General features: G+C 35.2%; 14 protein-coding genes. 8 read left to right on the top strand and 6 right to left on the bottom strand.

The features are described from left to right. Window positions 1–29: 29 nt before the first annotated feature. From ileS to ispH, 3 genes are all read left to right on the top strand, one after another. Window positions 30–2,837 carry an isoleucine--tRNA ligase gene (gene ileS, locus B6C99_RS11270; RefSeq protein WP_086359914.1) on the top strand — a complete coding sequence of 936 codons (2,808 nt, stop codon included), beginning with the start codon at window positions 30–32 and terminating at the stop codon, window positions 2,835–2,837. A gap of 118 nt (window positions 2,838–2,955) precedes the next feature. Then, window positions 2,956–3,426 carry a signal peptidase II gene (gene lspA / locus B6C99_RS11265; RefSeq protein WP_086359913.1) on the top strand — a complete coding sequence of 157 codons (471 nt, stop codon included), beginning with the start codon at window positions 2,956–2,958 and terminating at the stop codon, window positions 3,424–3,426. A gap of 1 nt (window position 3,427) precedes the next feature. Next, entirely contained in the window at window positions 3,428–4,378 is a 951-nt protein-coding gene (gene ispH, locus B6C99_RS11260) for a 4-hydroxy-3-methylbut-2-enyl diphosphate reductase (protein ID WP_086359912.1), read from the top strand. On the opposite strand, the gene B6C99_RS11255 is transcribed toward ispH, so the two are convergent. Then, the gene (locus B6C99_RS11255; protein WP_086359926.1) at window positions 4,375–4,629 is read right to left on the bottom strand and encodes a YfhL family 4Fe-4S dicluster ferredoxin; all 255 of its coding nucleotides are present in this window, start codon (window positions 4,627–4,629) and stop codon (window positions 4,375–4,377) included. The genes ispH and B6C99_RS11255 overlap by 4 nt on opposite strands. 260 nt (window positions 4,630–4,889) lie before the next feature. Between B6C99_RS11255 and B6C99_RS11250 the strand changes: the two genes are divergently transcribed. Together B6C99_RS11250 and B6C99_RS11245 are read left to right on the top strand one after the other, a co-directional pair. Further along, on the top strand, window positions 4,890–6,092 hold the full coding sequence (locus B6C99_RS11250; RefSeq protein WP_086359911.1) for an efflux RND transporter periplasmic adaptor subunit: 1,203 nt from the start codon (window positions 4,890–4,892) through the stop codon (window positions 6,090–6,092). A 1-nt stretch (window position 6,093) separates the two neighbouring features. Continuing rightward, window positions 6,094–8,064, top strand: coding sequence for a MacB family efflux pump subunit (locus B6C99_RS11245; protein WP_086359910.1), 1,971 nt, complete (start codon window positions 6,094–6,096; stop codon window positions 8,062–8,064). Between the two features lie 84 nt (window positions 8,065–8,148). Here B6C99_RS11245 and B6C99_RS11240 read toward each other — a convergent pair whose 3' ends face one another. Both B6C99_RS11240 and B6C99_RS11235 read right to left on the bottom strand, forming a co-directional pair. Then, window positions 8,149–8,889, bottom strand: a complete 741-nt coding sequence (locus B6C99_RS11240; protein WP_086359909.1) for a DsbA family protein — start codon at window positions 8,887–8,889, stop codon at window positions 8,149–8,151. A 14-nt stretch (window positions 8,890–8,903) separates the two neighbouring features. After that, the gene (locus B6C99_RS11235) at window positions 8,904–9,173 is read right to left on the bottom strand and encodes a YihD family protein (protein WP_086359908.1); all 270 of its coding nucleotides are present in this window, start codon (window positions 9,171–9,173) and stop codon (window positions 8,904–8,906) included. Between the two features lie 246 nt (window positions 9,174–9,419). Between B6C99_RS11235 and mobA the strand changes: the two genes are divergently transcribed. Further along, window positions 9,420–10,013, top strand: coding sequence for a molybdenum cofactor guanylyltransferase MobA (mobA, locus tag B6C99_RS11230; protein ID WP_086359907.1), 594 nt, complete (start codon window positions 9,420–9,422; stop codon window positions 10,011–10,013). 323 nt (window positions 10,014–10,336) lie between these two features. On the opposite strand, the gene B6C99_RS11225 is transcribed toward mobA, so the two are convergent. Then, the gene (locus B6C99_RS11225; protein ID WP_086359906.1) at window positions 10,337–11,371 is read right to left on the bottom strand and encodes a low specificity L-threonine aldolase; all 1,035 of its coding nucleotides are present in this window, start codon (window positions 11,369–11,371) and stop codon (window positions 10,337–10,339) included. 73 nt (window positions 11,372–11,444) lie between these two features. Between B6C99_RS11225 and mobB the strand changes: the two genes are divergently transcribed. Next, window positions 11,445–11,939 (top strand): molybdopterin-guanine dinucleotide biosynthesis protein B, encoded by a 495-nt coding sequence (mobB, locus tag B6C99_RS11220; RefSeq protein ID WP_086359905.1) that lies wholly within the window; start codon window positions 11,445–11,447, stop codon window positions 11,937–11,939. Window positions 11,940–12,019: 80 nt separating this feature from the next. Then, entirely contained in the window at window positions 12,020–12,712 is a 693-nt protein-coding gene (mtgA, locus tag B6C99_RS11215; RefSeq protein ID WP_086359904.1) for a monofunctional biosynthetic peptidoglycan transglycosylase, read from the top strand. Window positions 12,713–12,721: 9 nt separating this feature from the next. Here mtgA and cobB read toward each other — a convergent pair whose 3' ends face one another. Together cobB and B6C99_RS11205 are read right to left on the bottom strand one after the other, a co-directional pair. Beyond that, complete coding sequence (gene cobB, locus B6C99_RS11210; RefSeq protein WP_086359903.1) at window positions 12,722–13,408, bottom strand: Sir2 family NAD+-dependent deacetylase; 687 nt, start codon at window positions 13,406–13,408, stop codon at window positions 12,722–12,724. A 52-nt stretch (window positions 13,409–13,460) separates the two neighbouring features. Then, complete coding sequence (locus B6C99_RS11205; RefSeq protein WP_143413944.1) at window positions 13,461–14,276, bottom strand: hypothetical protein; 816 nt, start codon at window positions 14,274–14,276, stop codon at window positions 13,461–13,463. Window positions 14,277–14,402 lie beyond the last annotated feature (126 nt).

Below are 14,402 nucleotides of genomic sequence, written 5' to 3'. Positions count from 1 at the left end.
ATCAACAAAAATAACTGGAATAAATCAGCATGACAGACTATAAAAATACATTGAATTTACCGGAAACTGGATTCCCTATGCGAGGCGATCTTGCTAAACGTGAACCAGCTATGTTGCAAAATTGGTATGATAAAGAACTTTATCGCAAAATCCGTCAAGTAAAAAAAGGCAAAAAATCTTTTATTTTGCATGATGGCCCTCCTTATGCAAACGGAAAACTTCATATCGGTCATGCCGTTAATAAAATAATTAAAGATATTATCATCAAATCTAAAGGTTTAAGTGGTTATGACTCCCCGTATATTCCAGGATGGGATTGTCATGGATTACCGATAGAACAAAAAGTTGAAGAACAGGTTGGTAAACCAGGCGTAAAAGTGACACCAGCTGAATTTCGCCAAATTTGTCGTGATTATGCGGCTTCACAAGTTGAACTACAAAAAGCTGATTTTATTCGTATGGGTGTACTTGGCGATTGGCAAAATCCATATCGTACAATGAACTATGATACTGAAGCGAATATTATTCGGGCTTTAGGTAGAGTGATTGAAAATGGTCATTTAGTCAAAGGGGCTAAACCAGTTTATTGGTGTACCGACTGTATGTCAGCCTTAGCGGAAGCCGAAGTTGAATATTATGATAAATCATCACCGGCAATTGATGTCAAATTCAAAGCAACTGACAATCAAGCAGTAGCAAACAAATTCGGGATTAATACTGATTTAACTATTTATGCGGTTATCTGGACCACCACACCATGGACATTACCAGCTAGCCGAGGAATTGCGCTTAATGCAACGGTTGAATATCAATTAATCCAAATCAACGATAAAGAGTGCCTAATTTTAGCTGCTGATTTAGTTGAATCAGTTATGAAACGTGCTGATATCACTGATTGGAAAATCTTAGGTTCTTGCCAAGGTGATGCGCTTGAATTATTACGTTTCAAACATCCATTCCTCGATTTTGATGAGCCAATTGTACTTGGTGAACACGTTACTGTTGATGCGGGTACTGGTGCTGTTCATACCGCTCCAGGTCACGGTGCTGAAGACTTTATCGTTGGTCAAAATTATGGCCTTGAAGTAGCCAATCCGGTTGGAGGTAATGGTTGTTATTTACCGGGAACTGGTGCTGGTTTAGATGGTTTATTCGTTTTTAAAGCCAATAAAGTAGTCATTGAGCTATTAAAAGAACACAATGCGCTATTACACTTTGAAAATATTGAACACAGCTACCCATGCTGTTGGCGACATAAAACACCTGTAATTTATCGTGCAACTCCACAATGGTTTATCAGCATGGATAAACAAGGTTTACGTGCTCAATCGCTAAAAGAGATTAAACAAGTTCGTTGGATCCCTGATTGGGGTCAAGCTCGAATTGAAACAATGGTGGCAAATCGTCCTGATTGGTGTATTTCTCGTCAACGTACATGGGGAGTACCAATGACGTTATTTGTACACAAAGAAACTGAAGAGTTACATCCAGACACACTACAATTAGTCGAAAAAGTCGCTAAATTAGTTGAGCAAAATGGTATTCAAGCATGGTGGGATGCCGATATTAAAGATCTATTAGGTCCCGATGCCGATGATTATCGTAAAGTACCAGACACGCTAGATGTATGGTTTGATTCAGGTTCAACATTCTACTCAGTTGTTGGCGTACGTCCTGAGTTTGAAGGACATGAAGCGGATATGTATTTAGAAGGTTCAGATCAACATCGTGGTTGGTTTATGTCTTCGTTAATGTTATCAACTGCAATTGATAACAAAGCACCGTATAAACAAGTATTAACACATGGATTTGTGGTCGATGGACAAGGTCGTAAAATGTCTAAATCGCTAGGTAATATCGTTACACCACAAGAGGTAATGAATAAATTAGGTGCCGATATTCTACGATTATGGATTGCTTCAACCGATTATTCAGGTGAAATGAGCTATTCAGATGAAATCATCAAACGTGCAGCTGATAGCTATCGTCGTATCCGTAATACTGCGCGTTTCTTATTGGCTAACTTAAATGGTTTCGATCCAGTTAAAGATATGGTTAAACCTGAAGATATGGTGGTACTCGATCGCTGGGCAGTCAGTGTGGCAAAAGAGGCTCAAGAACAGATCATTCAGGCTTATGAAAACTATGATTTCCACAAAGTTGTACAACGCATAATGCAATTCTGCTCAATTGAAATGGGCTCATTCTATTTAGATATTATCAAAGATCGTCAATATACGGCGAAAAGTGACAGTATTGCCCGTCATAGCTGTCAAACAGCGTTATACCATATTGCTCAAGCGATGGTTCGTTGGATTGCACCTGTTTTATCATTTACTGCAGATGAAATTTGGCAATATCTACCAGCAACAGAAAAATCAGAATTTGTGTTTGAAGATGAATGGTATACCTCACTATTTAGTCTGTCTGAGAGTGAAACACTAAACAGCGCTTACTGGACACAAATTTTAACTATTCGTAGTGAAGTAAACAAAGTGTTAGAGCAAGGTCGTAATGATAAAGTTATTGGCGGCTCACTCGAAGCAGCTGTTACACTTTATGCCAATAGCGAAATTGCTACGGCACTTGCGAAATTAGAAAACGAATTACGTTTTGTATTACTGACATCACAAGCAAGTGTTAAACCGTTAGACAGTGCATCACAACAAGCAGTACAAAGTGATATTCAAGGTCTTAAAATTGAGCTTGCTAAAGCACAAGGTGATAAATGTCCTCGCTGCTGGCATTATACTGTTGATAACAATCCAACCACTCACTTATGTAAACGCTGTGAAGAAAATATTCATGGCAATGGTGAAGTAAGACATTTTGCTTAACCACTAACAGTTAGTGATAGGAATAGAAAAGAGCTATAAAAATAATCTTATAGCAATTAACTAAGTACATTTACCGCCGACGATTGTCGGCGGTATTATAATAATGAGCATAGACTATATGAAAAAAGATAACGGACTTTACTGGTTATTGTTAGCGGTAGTGGTTTTTGTTATAGATATCGCAAGTAAATTTTTGATTGTGAAGAATTTTTTCCTTTTTGAATCAGTAAATCTACTCCCCTTCTTCTCGATAACGTATGTCCGCAATATTGGTGCCGCATTCAGTATATTTGAAGGCCAACGCTGGATACTGGCAGCAATTGCCTTTATTGTCAGTACAGTAATTGTTTATATGCTATATCGCAATAAGAATAAACAAAAACTAGAAAACTTCTCATTAGCATTAATTTTAGGTGGTGCGTTAGGCAACCTATTCGATCGCCTATATCATGGTTTTGTTGTTGATTTCCTAGATGTTAATTTTGGTGATTGGCATTACCCAACTTTTAATATTGCCGACTGTGCCATTTGTTTAGGTATTGGAGTCTTTATCCTAAGCAATTATGTAAAACCGAAAAAGATGGATTAACATGCAGATTATCCTCGCTAATCCACGTGGTTTTTGTGCTGGTGTAGATCGAGCAATCACCATCGTTGAACGAGCAATCGAACTGTTTGGCGCACCGGTTTATGTGCGCCATGAGGTCGTTCATAATCGCTACGTAGTTAATCGTCTTAAAGAGTTAGGCGCCATATTTATTGAAGAAATCAATGAAGTACCTGACGATAGTATCCTTATTTTTTCCGCTCATGGCGTATCTAAAGCGGTTCGAGATGAAGCTAAACGTCGTCAACTACGGATATTTGATGCAACATGTCCTTTAGTTACCAAAGTTCATATGGAAGTTGCTAGAGCAAGCTATCGAGGAGAAGAAGTTATTCTTATTGGTCACGCGGGTCATATTGAGGTCGATGGTACTATGGGGCAGTATAGCAATCCTGAAGGTGGTATTTATTTAGTTGAATCCATTGAAGATGTGCAGAACTTGCAAGTAAAAAACGACCAGCACCTCTGTTTTACAACCCAAACAACGTTATCCGTTGATGATACTGTTGAGATAATCTCAGCTTTAAAAAATCGCTTTCCGAATATTCGCAGCCCTCGTAAAAACGATATCTGCTATGCGACCACCAATCGGCAACAAGCGGTTAAACAGCTATCATCTCAAGCCGATGTGGTTTTAGTTGTTGGTTCGAAAAACTCGTCAAACTCAAACCGATTAGCTGAACTGGCAAGGAGAAACAGTAAACATGCTTATTTGATTGATTTCGCATCCGATATTAATCTTGAGTGGCTAGTTAATGCTCGAACTATCGGTGTAACAGCTGGAGCATCAGCGCCAGATATTTTGGTTAAGCAAGTTATCGATCATCTAAAAAGTCTAGGTTGTACATCATTGGTTGAAACCGAAGGAATTTCAGAAAATATCACCTTTGAAATTCCAAAAGAATTACGCATAGAGGTAAAATCAACTAACTAAGATGAATGGGTTAGTTGCTTAAATTTTTCTAATAATTGCTCTTGGCTTTCGACATAATCGGGATCGGCAATAATCGCATTTTGAATCGGACAAACTCGCTGGCAAGTCGAATGATCATAATAACCAACACATTCAGTACATTTATTTGGATCAATTTCATAAGTATCAAACCCCATTGAGATAGCCTCATTTGGACACTCGGGTTCACACATATCACAATTAATACACTTTTCGGTTATTTTTAATGCCATTGCTATAATATCTTTAACCTGTAAAAAAATTGGCGCCATTATAACGCAATCGCCAATAATTCCTAATACGGATCTACATTGCTATCACATGATTATTAAAATTTTTGCAAAAAATTTTGAGGAAAGAGGTTTTTTAAAACAAAATTTAGAAATAAAACTAATTAATTTTCATAAAAATTACAATTTATTATCTTTAGTTATCATCGCAAATTAAATTAATACGTTACAATGCTCAAAAAAATAACAAAAGAAATAAAAGGATGAAAAGATTGGCAAAATTCTTAAGAGTTAAATCCATCGTTATTACGGTTATTGGTTTAGTTCTGCTGTACATAGCAAAATTAATTTTGTTTCCTGCTGAACCAAATATTAATTATATAACGTCAACGGTCACTAAAGCGAATATAGAGAAAACTGTACTTGCTGACGGCACTATAAGTGCTTTCAAACAAGTTAGCGTTGGTGCGCAAGTTTCTGGGCAAATTAAAAAATTGTATGTTGAGCTCGGTGATGAGGTTAAACAAGGTGATATGATTGCTGAGATTGATGATCTTAAGCAAAGCAATGATCTTAAACAATCCGAGGCGTCTCTTAACAGCTTAGAAGCCCAACGAACCTCGAAGCAAGCAAAATTAGTCAATTATCAATTAACCTATGAACGTCAATTAAAGTTGGTTAAAAAAGGGGTTGGCGTCCAATCTGATTTAGATTCTGCCAAAGCAGATCTTGATGCAATTAAAGCCGATATTGCCGCTCTTGATGCAGATATTGTTAGTGCTCAAGTCGCAGTTGATACAGCAAAAGTCAATTTAGGCTATACTAAAATACGTTCACCGATTGATGGTGTTATTGTTGCGATTCCAGTTGATCAAGGGCAAACCGTAAACTCGGTACAAAGTGCACCAACAATTGTTAAAGTTGCCCAACTGGACAAAATGACTATTGAAGCACAAATTTCCGAAGCAGATGTTATCGATGTTAAAAAAGGAATGCCGGTTTATTTCACTATATTGGGACAACCAAACAAACGTTTTGATGGACTAACATTGCGGGCAATTGAACCAGCCCCTGACTCAATTAATACTGAAAGCTCAGCGAATTCAAGTACGTCATCGACCACCAAAAGTGCAATTTATTATAACGGCTTATTAGATGTCGATAATCCTGATCATATTTTACGTATTTCTATGACTGCTCAAGTCTATATTGTGCTAGCAGAAGCAAAAGATGTCCTTGCCATTCCATCACAAGCTATCCAAAAAAATACTGGTAAAAATAAAGCGATTGTTTATGTTCTGAATAATCAAAATAGTATCGAAGAGCGGGAAGTTAATTTAGGGATTAATAATAATATTAATGTTGAAATCAAATCAGGTCTTAAAGAAGGAGAAGTTGTCATTGTCAGTAGTGCAAATGGTGCAACATTTAATCCAAATAACAAAGGACCAAGGATAAGATTCTAAGATGACCAACAATAATACTCCATTAATAAAACTTGAGAATATTATTCGTGAATTTCCGGCTGGAGATTCTACGATACAAGTTCTAAAAGGCATCAACTTAACCATTAATGCCGGGGAAATGGTTGCCATTATAGGGGCCTCTGGTTCTGGTAAATCGACTTTAATGAATATTCTTGGTTGTCTTGATAAGCCAACAGAAGGAATTTATTCAATTGGTGGCCGAACTACGAGTCAATTATCGCCGGATGAATTAGCTGAGTTACGTCGTGAACATTTTGGCTTTATCTTTCAACGTTATCATTTATTAAATGCCTTAACTGCACAAGGTAATGTGGAAATACCGGCAATTTATGCTGGTGTGACCAATGAACAACGGCAAAGTCGTGCCACCAACATTTTATCTCGTTTAGGCCTTGCCGATAAAATAAATAATAAACCCAATCAATTATCCGGCGGTCAGCAACAACGAGTAAGTATTGGACGGGCATTAATCAATGGCGGACAAATTATATTAGCCGATGAACCAACTGGCGCACTCGATCGTAAAAGTGGTTTAGAAGTCATGGCTATTTTACGAGAGTTGCATCAACAAGGGCATACTGTCATTATCGTTACCCATGACCCCAATATTGCCCAAAGTGCCGAAAGAATTATTGAAATTAGTGATGGTAATATTATTTCCGATTCAATTAATCCTACTTATTGCTCTGAACAAGCTAATAATCGACAAGTTAAGCAAATAGAAATAACCAAAACTCAAGATAATTTTTCAGCTAAATATTACCGTTTTCGCGATGCGTTTAAAATGGCAATATTATCTATGTTGTCACAACGATTACGAACTTTCTTGACTATGTTGGGTATTATTATTGGTATTGCTTCTGTGGTCTCTATGGTTGCTTTAGGGGAAGGAACGAAGCAGAAAATACTTTCCAATATTAATTCATTAGGTACCAGTACGTTAGAAATTTATGCCGGTAGTGGTTTTGGTGATCGTAATGCCGATAAAATTACTACACTAAGATCATCGGATGCTGATTTTCTAGCTCAACAAAGTTTTGTTCATAGTACTACGCCTAACCTTTCTACTAGTGTCTATTTTCGTATTAATAATTTAGCAGTTACAGGGACTGTAAATGGTGTCGGTGAACAATTTTTTGCTGTACGTGGCTATACAATCAGTAAAGGTATTTCTTTCGATCAAACAGCGGTAATGACCTCAGCCCAAGAAGCGATAATTGATGAAAATACCGTTAAAAGATTGTTTAGTGATCAAGATCCAATAGGTAAAATTCTGATAGTTGGCCAATTACCCGTTAGAATTATTGGGGTTGCGACTAAACAACAACAAGGATTTGGTAATAATGAAAGCCTTAATATTTGGTTACCTTACACGACGGTAATTAATCGTATGGTTGGGCAAACATCATTAAAAAGTATTACTGTTCGAATAAATGATAATGTGGATTTAAATGTTGCCGAGCAAGCAATTAATAAAATTATGTTGCAGCGTCATGGTAGTAAAGATTTCTTTATCTTTAATTCAGACAGCATAAGAGAAACCGTTAATTCTTCTGCTTGGGTATTAACTTTGCTAATCTCAACTATCGCATTAATTTCTTTGATTGTTGGTGGTATTGGGGTAATGAATATTATGCTGGTATCAGTAACTGAAAGAACTCGGGAAATTGGCGTTCGTATGGCGGTTGGGGCACGTTCTAGTGATATTTTACAACAATTTCTAATAGAAGCTGTGTTAGTGTGTTTAATTGGTGGTACCTTAGGTATCGTTCTATCATTTATTATCGGCTTTGTTTTTAATTATTTTGTTACCTCATTTGCCATGAGTTTTTCTATCATTTCGATTATCGCAGCCTTCAGTTGTTCAACGATGATTGGTATTATTTTCGGTTATGTTCCAGCGAAACGAGCTGCAAAACTTGATCCAATTTATGCATTAGAAAGAGAATAGAAACTTTTTAATAAAATCCCTTTGTCGTAAACTAACAAAGGGATTTTAATATTTTTAGAAACCCGTAGAAACATTAAGTGATGATTATTTTGCTTGTTCTTGACTCTCAGCTTTATCTTTTTCTACGTCAACATTCGTATCTAAATCAACTAAATAGGCAGTAACTCTAGCATAATCTTTGACAAAATCAGTAGTATTACCGGTATTAAGACCGCGTGAGATGACAAAAAACTTGCGATTAACCACTACCATTGGAATGGAATCAGGGACCAATTGTTTAATAGCTTCATTTTGTTGTGCCATAAATGCTTTAACTAAAAAATTTTGTTTAGTTTTTTCAAACTTTTCAGTATCAACACCTAAATCAGCAAAGACGGCTTTAATATCATCAGCAGTTTTTATTTTATGATCGGTTTGTACTGCTTTATAAAGTGCATCAGAGGCTTTATCTTCAATACCTAAAACATTAGCAATAGCCCATGCCTCAGCAAGCTCTTTAGCTAAAGGACCAAAGTTTTCTAAATGATAACGTTTGAATTTTGTACCATTTGGTAATGCTTTAGAAATTTCATCTGGTACACGATATTCACTTTCAAATTTGAAACAGCTAGGACAATTGAATGAAAAGAATTCAACAACTTCTTTATCCGGAGATGGCTGAAATGGTAAAACACCGTATTGTTTGCCACTTTCAATCGGTGCTAATTGTGTAGCTGCACTTGCTGTTGTTGGTTGAGTTTCATTTTTTGTATCTGTCGTTACGTCTTCAGCAAAACAGGTCACAGAGGTTAGTAATATTCCAATTGCAATAAGCGTTTTTTTCATTTAATTGATTCTCCTTATTCTTTAATAATTCCGCGTGCCTTTAATAGTGCGGTTTTAAAATCATCTTCATAATCTTTTTTTAAACCAGGTATAGCTTCGTTTTTATCTGAATTACGCATTTTTAACTGATAAATTAAAACTTCATCACTAAGATCTTTAAGATCACCATCAAAACCTGCTTCCTTTCCTAATTTATCTAAAAGTTGCAATAAATTAAGATCTGAATCGTTTTCCCAAGCTGGTTGTAATAATTCTATTAACTCATCGATACGATGACATTTCATAATAAATACCCTATTTAATATTCAACTAAGTTGAAGACGATGATATAAACCTTTATGTTAATCTTCTTCGTTACTATCTATTATACTATATATTAAAAAGTATCTATTATATACTCGACTTTAAATTTAAATAGTGCATTTACAAAGATTCATAAACTGGTGATATACGTTGTTTGCGACTAAAAAATAACTTTGCTATATAGTAATGCTATTTTGTTTTTTAGCAATGTAAAAGAGAAAGAATTTATGGAAAAACCGCCAATTACTGGCATTATTTTAGCTGGTGGCCAAAGTAACCGTATGAATGGTAAGGATAAAGGCTTAATGTTATTAGCCGGTAAACCGCTTTACCAATATGTTATTGATCGAATTAAGCCACAAGTCGATTTGCTAATGATTAATTGTAACCGACATGTTGAGCAATATCGCTCGCTTGGTTATCCAGTATTTTGTGATGATTTGCAGGGATTTCTAGGGCCTCTTGCCGGAATTTATAGTGGCTTATTACGCAGTCCCACTACTTGGAATTTATTTGTCAGTTGTGATACCCCTTTTTTACCCGATGATCTTATCACTCGTTTAGCAAAACTCACTACAACCCACCAAGCTATCTATCCTTTTGATGGCAAAAATGACCACCCAACCATTTTATTAATCAATAAATCCATCGCCCCACAATTAAAAAAGTATTTAGAAGAAGGTGATCGCAAACTGATGTTATTTTTACAGCAAATTAATGCCATTGCCGTAGATTTTAGCGACAATCCAGCCAGTTTTACCAATATTAATACATTAGATATGCTGGAAAATGCCAATTTTATGATCAAAGCAAATAACTAAATCATTCAAACAGCCATATCAAGTAACCAATTGATAATTTCAAACTATAAAAAACCCCTTTCCTCAAAATTAAAGTTTTGTTTAGTTCCATATTATTGTTTATTAGTATTTTTAATACAGTTAGTTGATTTGCTGATCACAAACTTAGTTCAAATCTAAACATATTTTCAATTCTGTTGAAGTTTTAATCTATTTATATAAAATCACAGCATAACAAAAAAGTGATTTTTAGCGATTTAACAGCTTCAAATCCCCTTTCCTTAGATGTTTTTATTTCTCAATTTAGATAACAACAAATCTAAACTTACCGATAGAAAAGCACACTATACTTCCTTGAGTAGCTTAGTTAACTGTTTAGCAAAGTTTTCTATTTCAGCTTCCTGAGTGGACCATGAAGTACAAAAACGTAAGCAAATATGTTCAGGATCACTTTGCCCTAAATTATCCACGGCATAAACAGAAAGAATTTTTTGCGCTAATTGATTAGGTAACTTAACAAATAATTGGTTAGTTTGTGGTTTAGCAGCAAAAGTAAATCCGGCTTTTTCAAATAAGGTTGTGAGTTTTTCGGCCATACTATTACTATGTTTACCTAAGGAAAGATAGAGGTTATTTTGCATTAATGCTTTAAATTGTACGGCTATAATCCAACTTTTCGCTAAAATTGCCCCTTTCTGTTTCATATTAAAGCGGAAGTCATGATTAATGCTATGATTATTAAATACTAACGCTTCACCGGCAAAAGCACCAACTTTGGTCCCACCAATATAAAATGCATCGGTATATTTGGCTAAGTCAGGAAAAGTAATGTCACTATCTTTAGCTGCCAATGCCATTGCTAAACGCGCACCATCTAAATAAAGGTAAAGATGATTTTTTTGACAAAATTGATACAGATTTTGTAACTCTTGCTTGCTATATATAGTCCCTAATTCGGTGGTATTGGAAATATACACCAGTCTTGGTTGTACCATATGTTCATCACAATGATAATCTAACACAGGTTTGATTAATTCTGGCGTTAATTTTCCATCTTTGGTTTTAACCGTCACCACTTTATGCCCGGTTGCCTCAATTGCGCCAGTTTCATGCACATTGATATGCCCTGTTTCAGCAGCGATCACCGCTTGATAAGGTTTTAAAATATGCGAAATTACCGTTAAATTGGTCATGGTTCCACCGGTCATAAAATGTATATCAGCATTCTGTGATTTTAATATTTCCCTTATGTGATTGATGACATCATTACAACAATCATCTAAACCATAACCACTCAACTTTTTATTATTAATATCGATAAATTCTTTTAATAAATCAGGGTGCACTGTTTGATTATAATCATTTAAAAAATCATACATACCATTGCCTTTAATCTTGTATAAAATAATGTAATATCTACTTTTAAATATAACATGTTAGTGGCAAGAGTCTATGAATAGTAAAAAAATTATTGGCATCTCTGGATATAGTGGGTGTGGTAAAACCACATTGCTAAAAAAGATTATTCAGTTAATGGTTTCACAAAATATTAAGGTAGGCTCATTAAAACATGCCCATCATGATATTGAATTAGATATCCCAGGTAAAGATAGCTATGAGCTACGCAAAGCTGGGGCGCAGCAAACCATTATTGCTTGTGATAAACGTTATGCATTGATTGAGGAAACACCCAATAACCCCGTTGACTTAAAAACACTTATTAACCATTTTAGCGATGTTGATATCATATTAGTTGAAGGATTTAAAGATGAGCAAATTCCTAAAATCATGTGCCATCGTAATACAATCGCAAAACCACTATTTATTGATGATTTTACCATCGCCGTTGCCAGTGACGAGCCATTAAATACATCTGTACCTGTATTAGATATTAATGAGCCAGAACAAATAGTTATGTTTATAAATAATTATTTATTTAACGGTTAATATAACCTATCTTACTTGACGACTTTTGTATTAGAATACTGTTTACTCAACCATTTTTAATTAGTGGTATCTGGACTAATATGAAACTCACATTAAGGAAAACGTTAAACATAATAACAAAAATCGTGATTGGATTTGTGTTAGTTTCGGTTTTTATTATTTTATTAATGCGCTGGGTTAATCCGTTTGGTTCGATGTTAATGGTTGAGAGAAAGATCGCTCACTGGAATATCAGCCAACAGCGAACTTGGAAAGATTGGGATCAGATTTCTGATAATATTAAGATTGCAGTTATTGCCGCCGAAGATCAAAATTTTGCCGATCATTGGGGTTTTGATTTTAAAGCCATTAATCGGGCACTAATTTATAATCAAAAAAATAGAAAAATCCGTGGTGCTAGTACCATAACGCAGCAAGTAGCAAAAAATATTTTTCTATGGCCATCGCGAAGTTGGATCCGTAAAGGTATTGAATCATGGTTTACCGTTTGGATTGAGCTTATCTGGTCAAAACAACGTACGCTTGAGATCTATTTAAATAGCGTTGAATGGGGTGAAGGTATTTTTGGTATTGAAGCTGCTTCTCGACACTATTTTAACGTCAGTGCTAGTCAATTAACACCGTATCAAGCTAGTTTATTAGCGGCTACACTACCAAATCCAAGAAAATGGAGTCCGGCCAATCCTGATGATAAGATACAAAAAAAGGCCGAATGGATCCGCGGGCAAATGAGTAATTTAGGTGGTAAAAGTTATCTAAAACAGCTTAACTAATATATTTCCTTACATAAAATTTTTAATATATTCAGGTACTACTTGACTGGCAGGACCGTAAATTTTAGTCTTAAATAAGTTTTCACCTAAACTAGGTTCTAAGTTAAGTTCTACCGTTTTAGCGCCAAATTGATTAGCCATTTGCACAAAACCAGCGGCTGGATAAACATTTCCTGAAGTACCAATTGAAATAAAATAATCAGCTTTCGACAGCGCATCATAGATTTCATCCATTTGTAGTGGCATTTCACCGAACCAAACAATGTGTGGACGAATTAAGTGGTTATCTTGATAAATTACATCATCATAACAAGCAAAAACTTGCCCTGTTTTTTCATTGCGCACTTTTAATAATTCACCATGCATGTGGATGATATTTTTGGAACCGGCTTTTTCATGAAGGTTATCCACATTTTGTGTAACAATTAGTACATTATCCTTGCCTAATTTCTGTTCTAATTGTGCTAAGGCAAAATGAGCCGCATTGGGTTTCACCTCAGGATTTTGTAACTTACTACGTAACATATTATAAAAACTATGTACAGCAATCGGATCACGCAAATAACCTTCGTAAGTAGCAACATCATCCACATTATGCCCTTCCCATAATCCATTTTGGGCACGAAATGTTGATAATCCTGATTCAGCAGAGATACCTGCACCAGTTAAAATGACTATTTTCGGTATTTGCAACATATTTATTGGCCTTTTATTAATAAGTTGAATTATCTATTGTTGTTAAACACGATTATTGACTATATTCTGTCGTAAATATATGTAACGCTGGCTTGGTTAATTTTTGATATTGACTGTAAACTGTTGCTACTTTAAGCCTTATTACATCTTTTGCTTCACCATCCAACCAACTACTAATCATAGCATGAATACTATAAGCTTCAGGAGCCATACGGTGCAAAGTTAAAATAAGAGGAGTAATACCTAATCGAGATAATGGCGGAGTAAAATATTTCTGACTTTTACAAGCAAATACGGCTGCATAGCGTGATTTTTGTTTTTCTTGTTCTGCTTTTGACAAGGTATACCAACGCCAACTATCTGGTAAATAATTCCACCATGACCATTCCATTAATGCATCATGTCCAACATAAACAACTAAATGAGCTTTTGCTCCCGCATCAATTTGAGTTTTATCGATTAAAAAAGACGCTGATTTTTTTCCGGCTGAATAACTAATAAAATCATCTACTGTATCATTGATATATTTACCATCATATGCCTGAGCAATAAGATAGACATCCTTGCTTTGATGTTTATAAATTATCTCCTCTAATATCTTGCCGTTATCAGGTTTATTAACTTGAATAACTTGCCACTCTTTTTGTTTAGCAAAATACGTTTTTAAACCATAAGCAGCGCCCCAGTAAAGATTATTTTTAGGATCTTGCCCATTACCTATTGCCGCAGGTACTGGAGCGATAGCCTGATATTTGTTATCACATAACGCAACCAGCACATGGATCACTTTGGGTTCAGCCAAACATGAAAATGATAACATTAGCAATCCAAATGAGAGCAATGCGAAATACTTTTTATATTTTTTCATTAATAATAATCATCCATTTATCAACCAATGGCTACAATTCGTTTTTTATAACCTATTCATTACAATATTCTGATAGTTAATGATATTTCATTCTAATTTATTATCTTTACATACTAATAATTATAT

This window comes from Gilliamella sp. N-G2 (genome assembly GCF_002142215.1).
Classification (GTDB): domain Bacteria; phylum Pseudomonadota; class Gammaproteobacteria; order Enterobacterales; family Orbaceae; genus Gilliamella.
The sequence above is the reverse complement of the archived record's forward strand: the minus strand, read 5'-3'. Positions and strand labels throughout refer to the sequence as shown.

Bases quoted from the DNA above. Each gene is read 5' to 3' on its own strand.
- ileS (WP_086359914.1), top strand. From the start codon at position 30: ATGACAGACTATAAAAATACATTGAATTTACCGGAAACTGGATTCCCT.
- lspA (WP_086359913.1), top strand. From the start codon at position 2,956: ATGAAAAAAGATAACGGACTTTACTGGTTATTGTTAGCGGTAGTGGTT.
- ispH (WP_086359912.1), top strand. From the start codon at position 3,428: ATGCAGATTATCCTCGCTAATCCACGTGGTTTTTGTGCTGGTGTAGAT.
- B6C99_RS11255 (WP_086359926.1), bottom strand. From the start codon at position 4,629: ATGGCATTAAAAATAACCGAAAAGTGTATTAATTGTGATATGTGTGAA.
- B6C99_RS11250 (WP_086359911.1), top strand. From the start codon at position 4,890: ATGAAAAGATTGGCAAAATTCTTAAGAGTTAAATCCATCGTTATTACG.
- B6C99_RS11245 (WP_086359910.1), top strand. From the start codon at position 6,094: ATGACCAACAATAATACTCCATTAATAAAACTTGAGAATATTATTCGT.
- B6C99_RS11240 (WP_086359909.1), bottom strand. From the start codon at position 8,889: ATGAAAAAAACGCTTATTGCAATTGGAATATTACTAACCTCTGTGACC.
- B6C99_RS11235 (WP_086359908.1), bottom strand. From the start codon at position 9,173: ATGAAATGTCATCGTATCGATGAGTTAATAGAATTATTACAACCAGCT.
- mobA (WP_086359907.1), top strand. From the start codon at position 9,420: ATGGAAAAACCGCCAATTACTGGCATTATTTTAGCTGGTGGCCAAAGT.
- B6C99_RS11225 (WP_086359906.1), bottom strand. From the start codon at position 11,371: ATGTATGATTTTTTAAATGATTATAATCAAACAGTGCACCCTGATTTA.
- mobB (WP_086359905.1), top strand. From the start codon at position 11,445: ATGAATAGTAAAAAAATTATTGGCATCTCTGGATATAGTGGGTGTGGT.
- mtgA (WP_086359904.1), top strand. From the start codon at position 12,020: ATGAAACTCACATTAAGGAAAACGTTAAACATAATAACAAAAATCGTG.
- cobB (WP_086359903.1), bottom strand. From the start codon at position 13,408: ATGTTGCAAATACCGAAAATAGTCATTTTAACTGGTGCAGGTATCTCT.
- B6C99_RS11205 (WP_143413944.1), bottom strand. From the start codon at position 14,276: ATGAAAAAATATAAAAAGTATTTCGCATTGCTCTCATTTGGATTGCTA.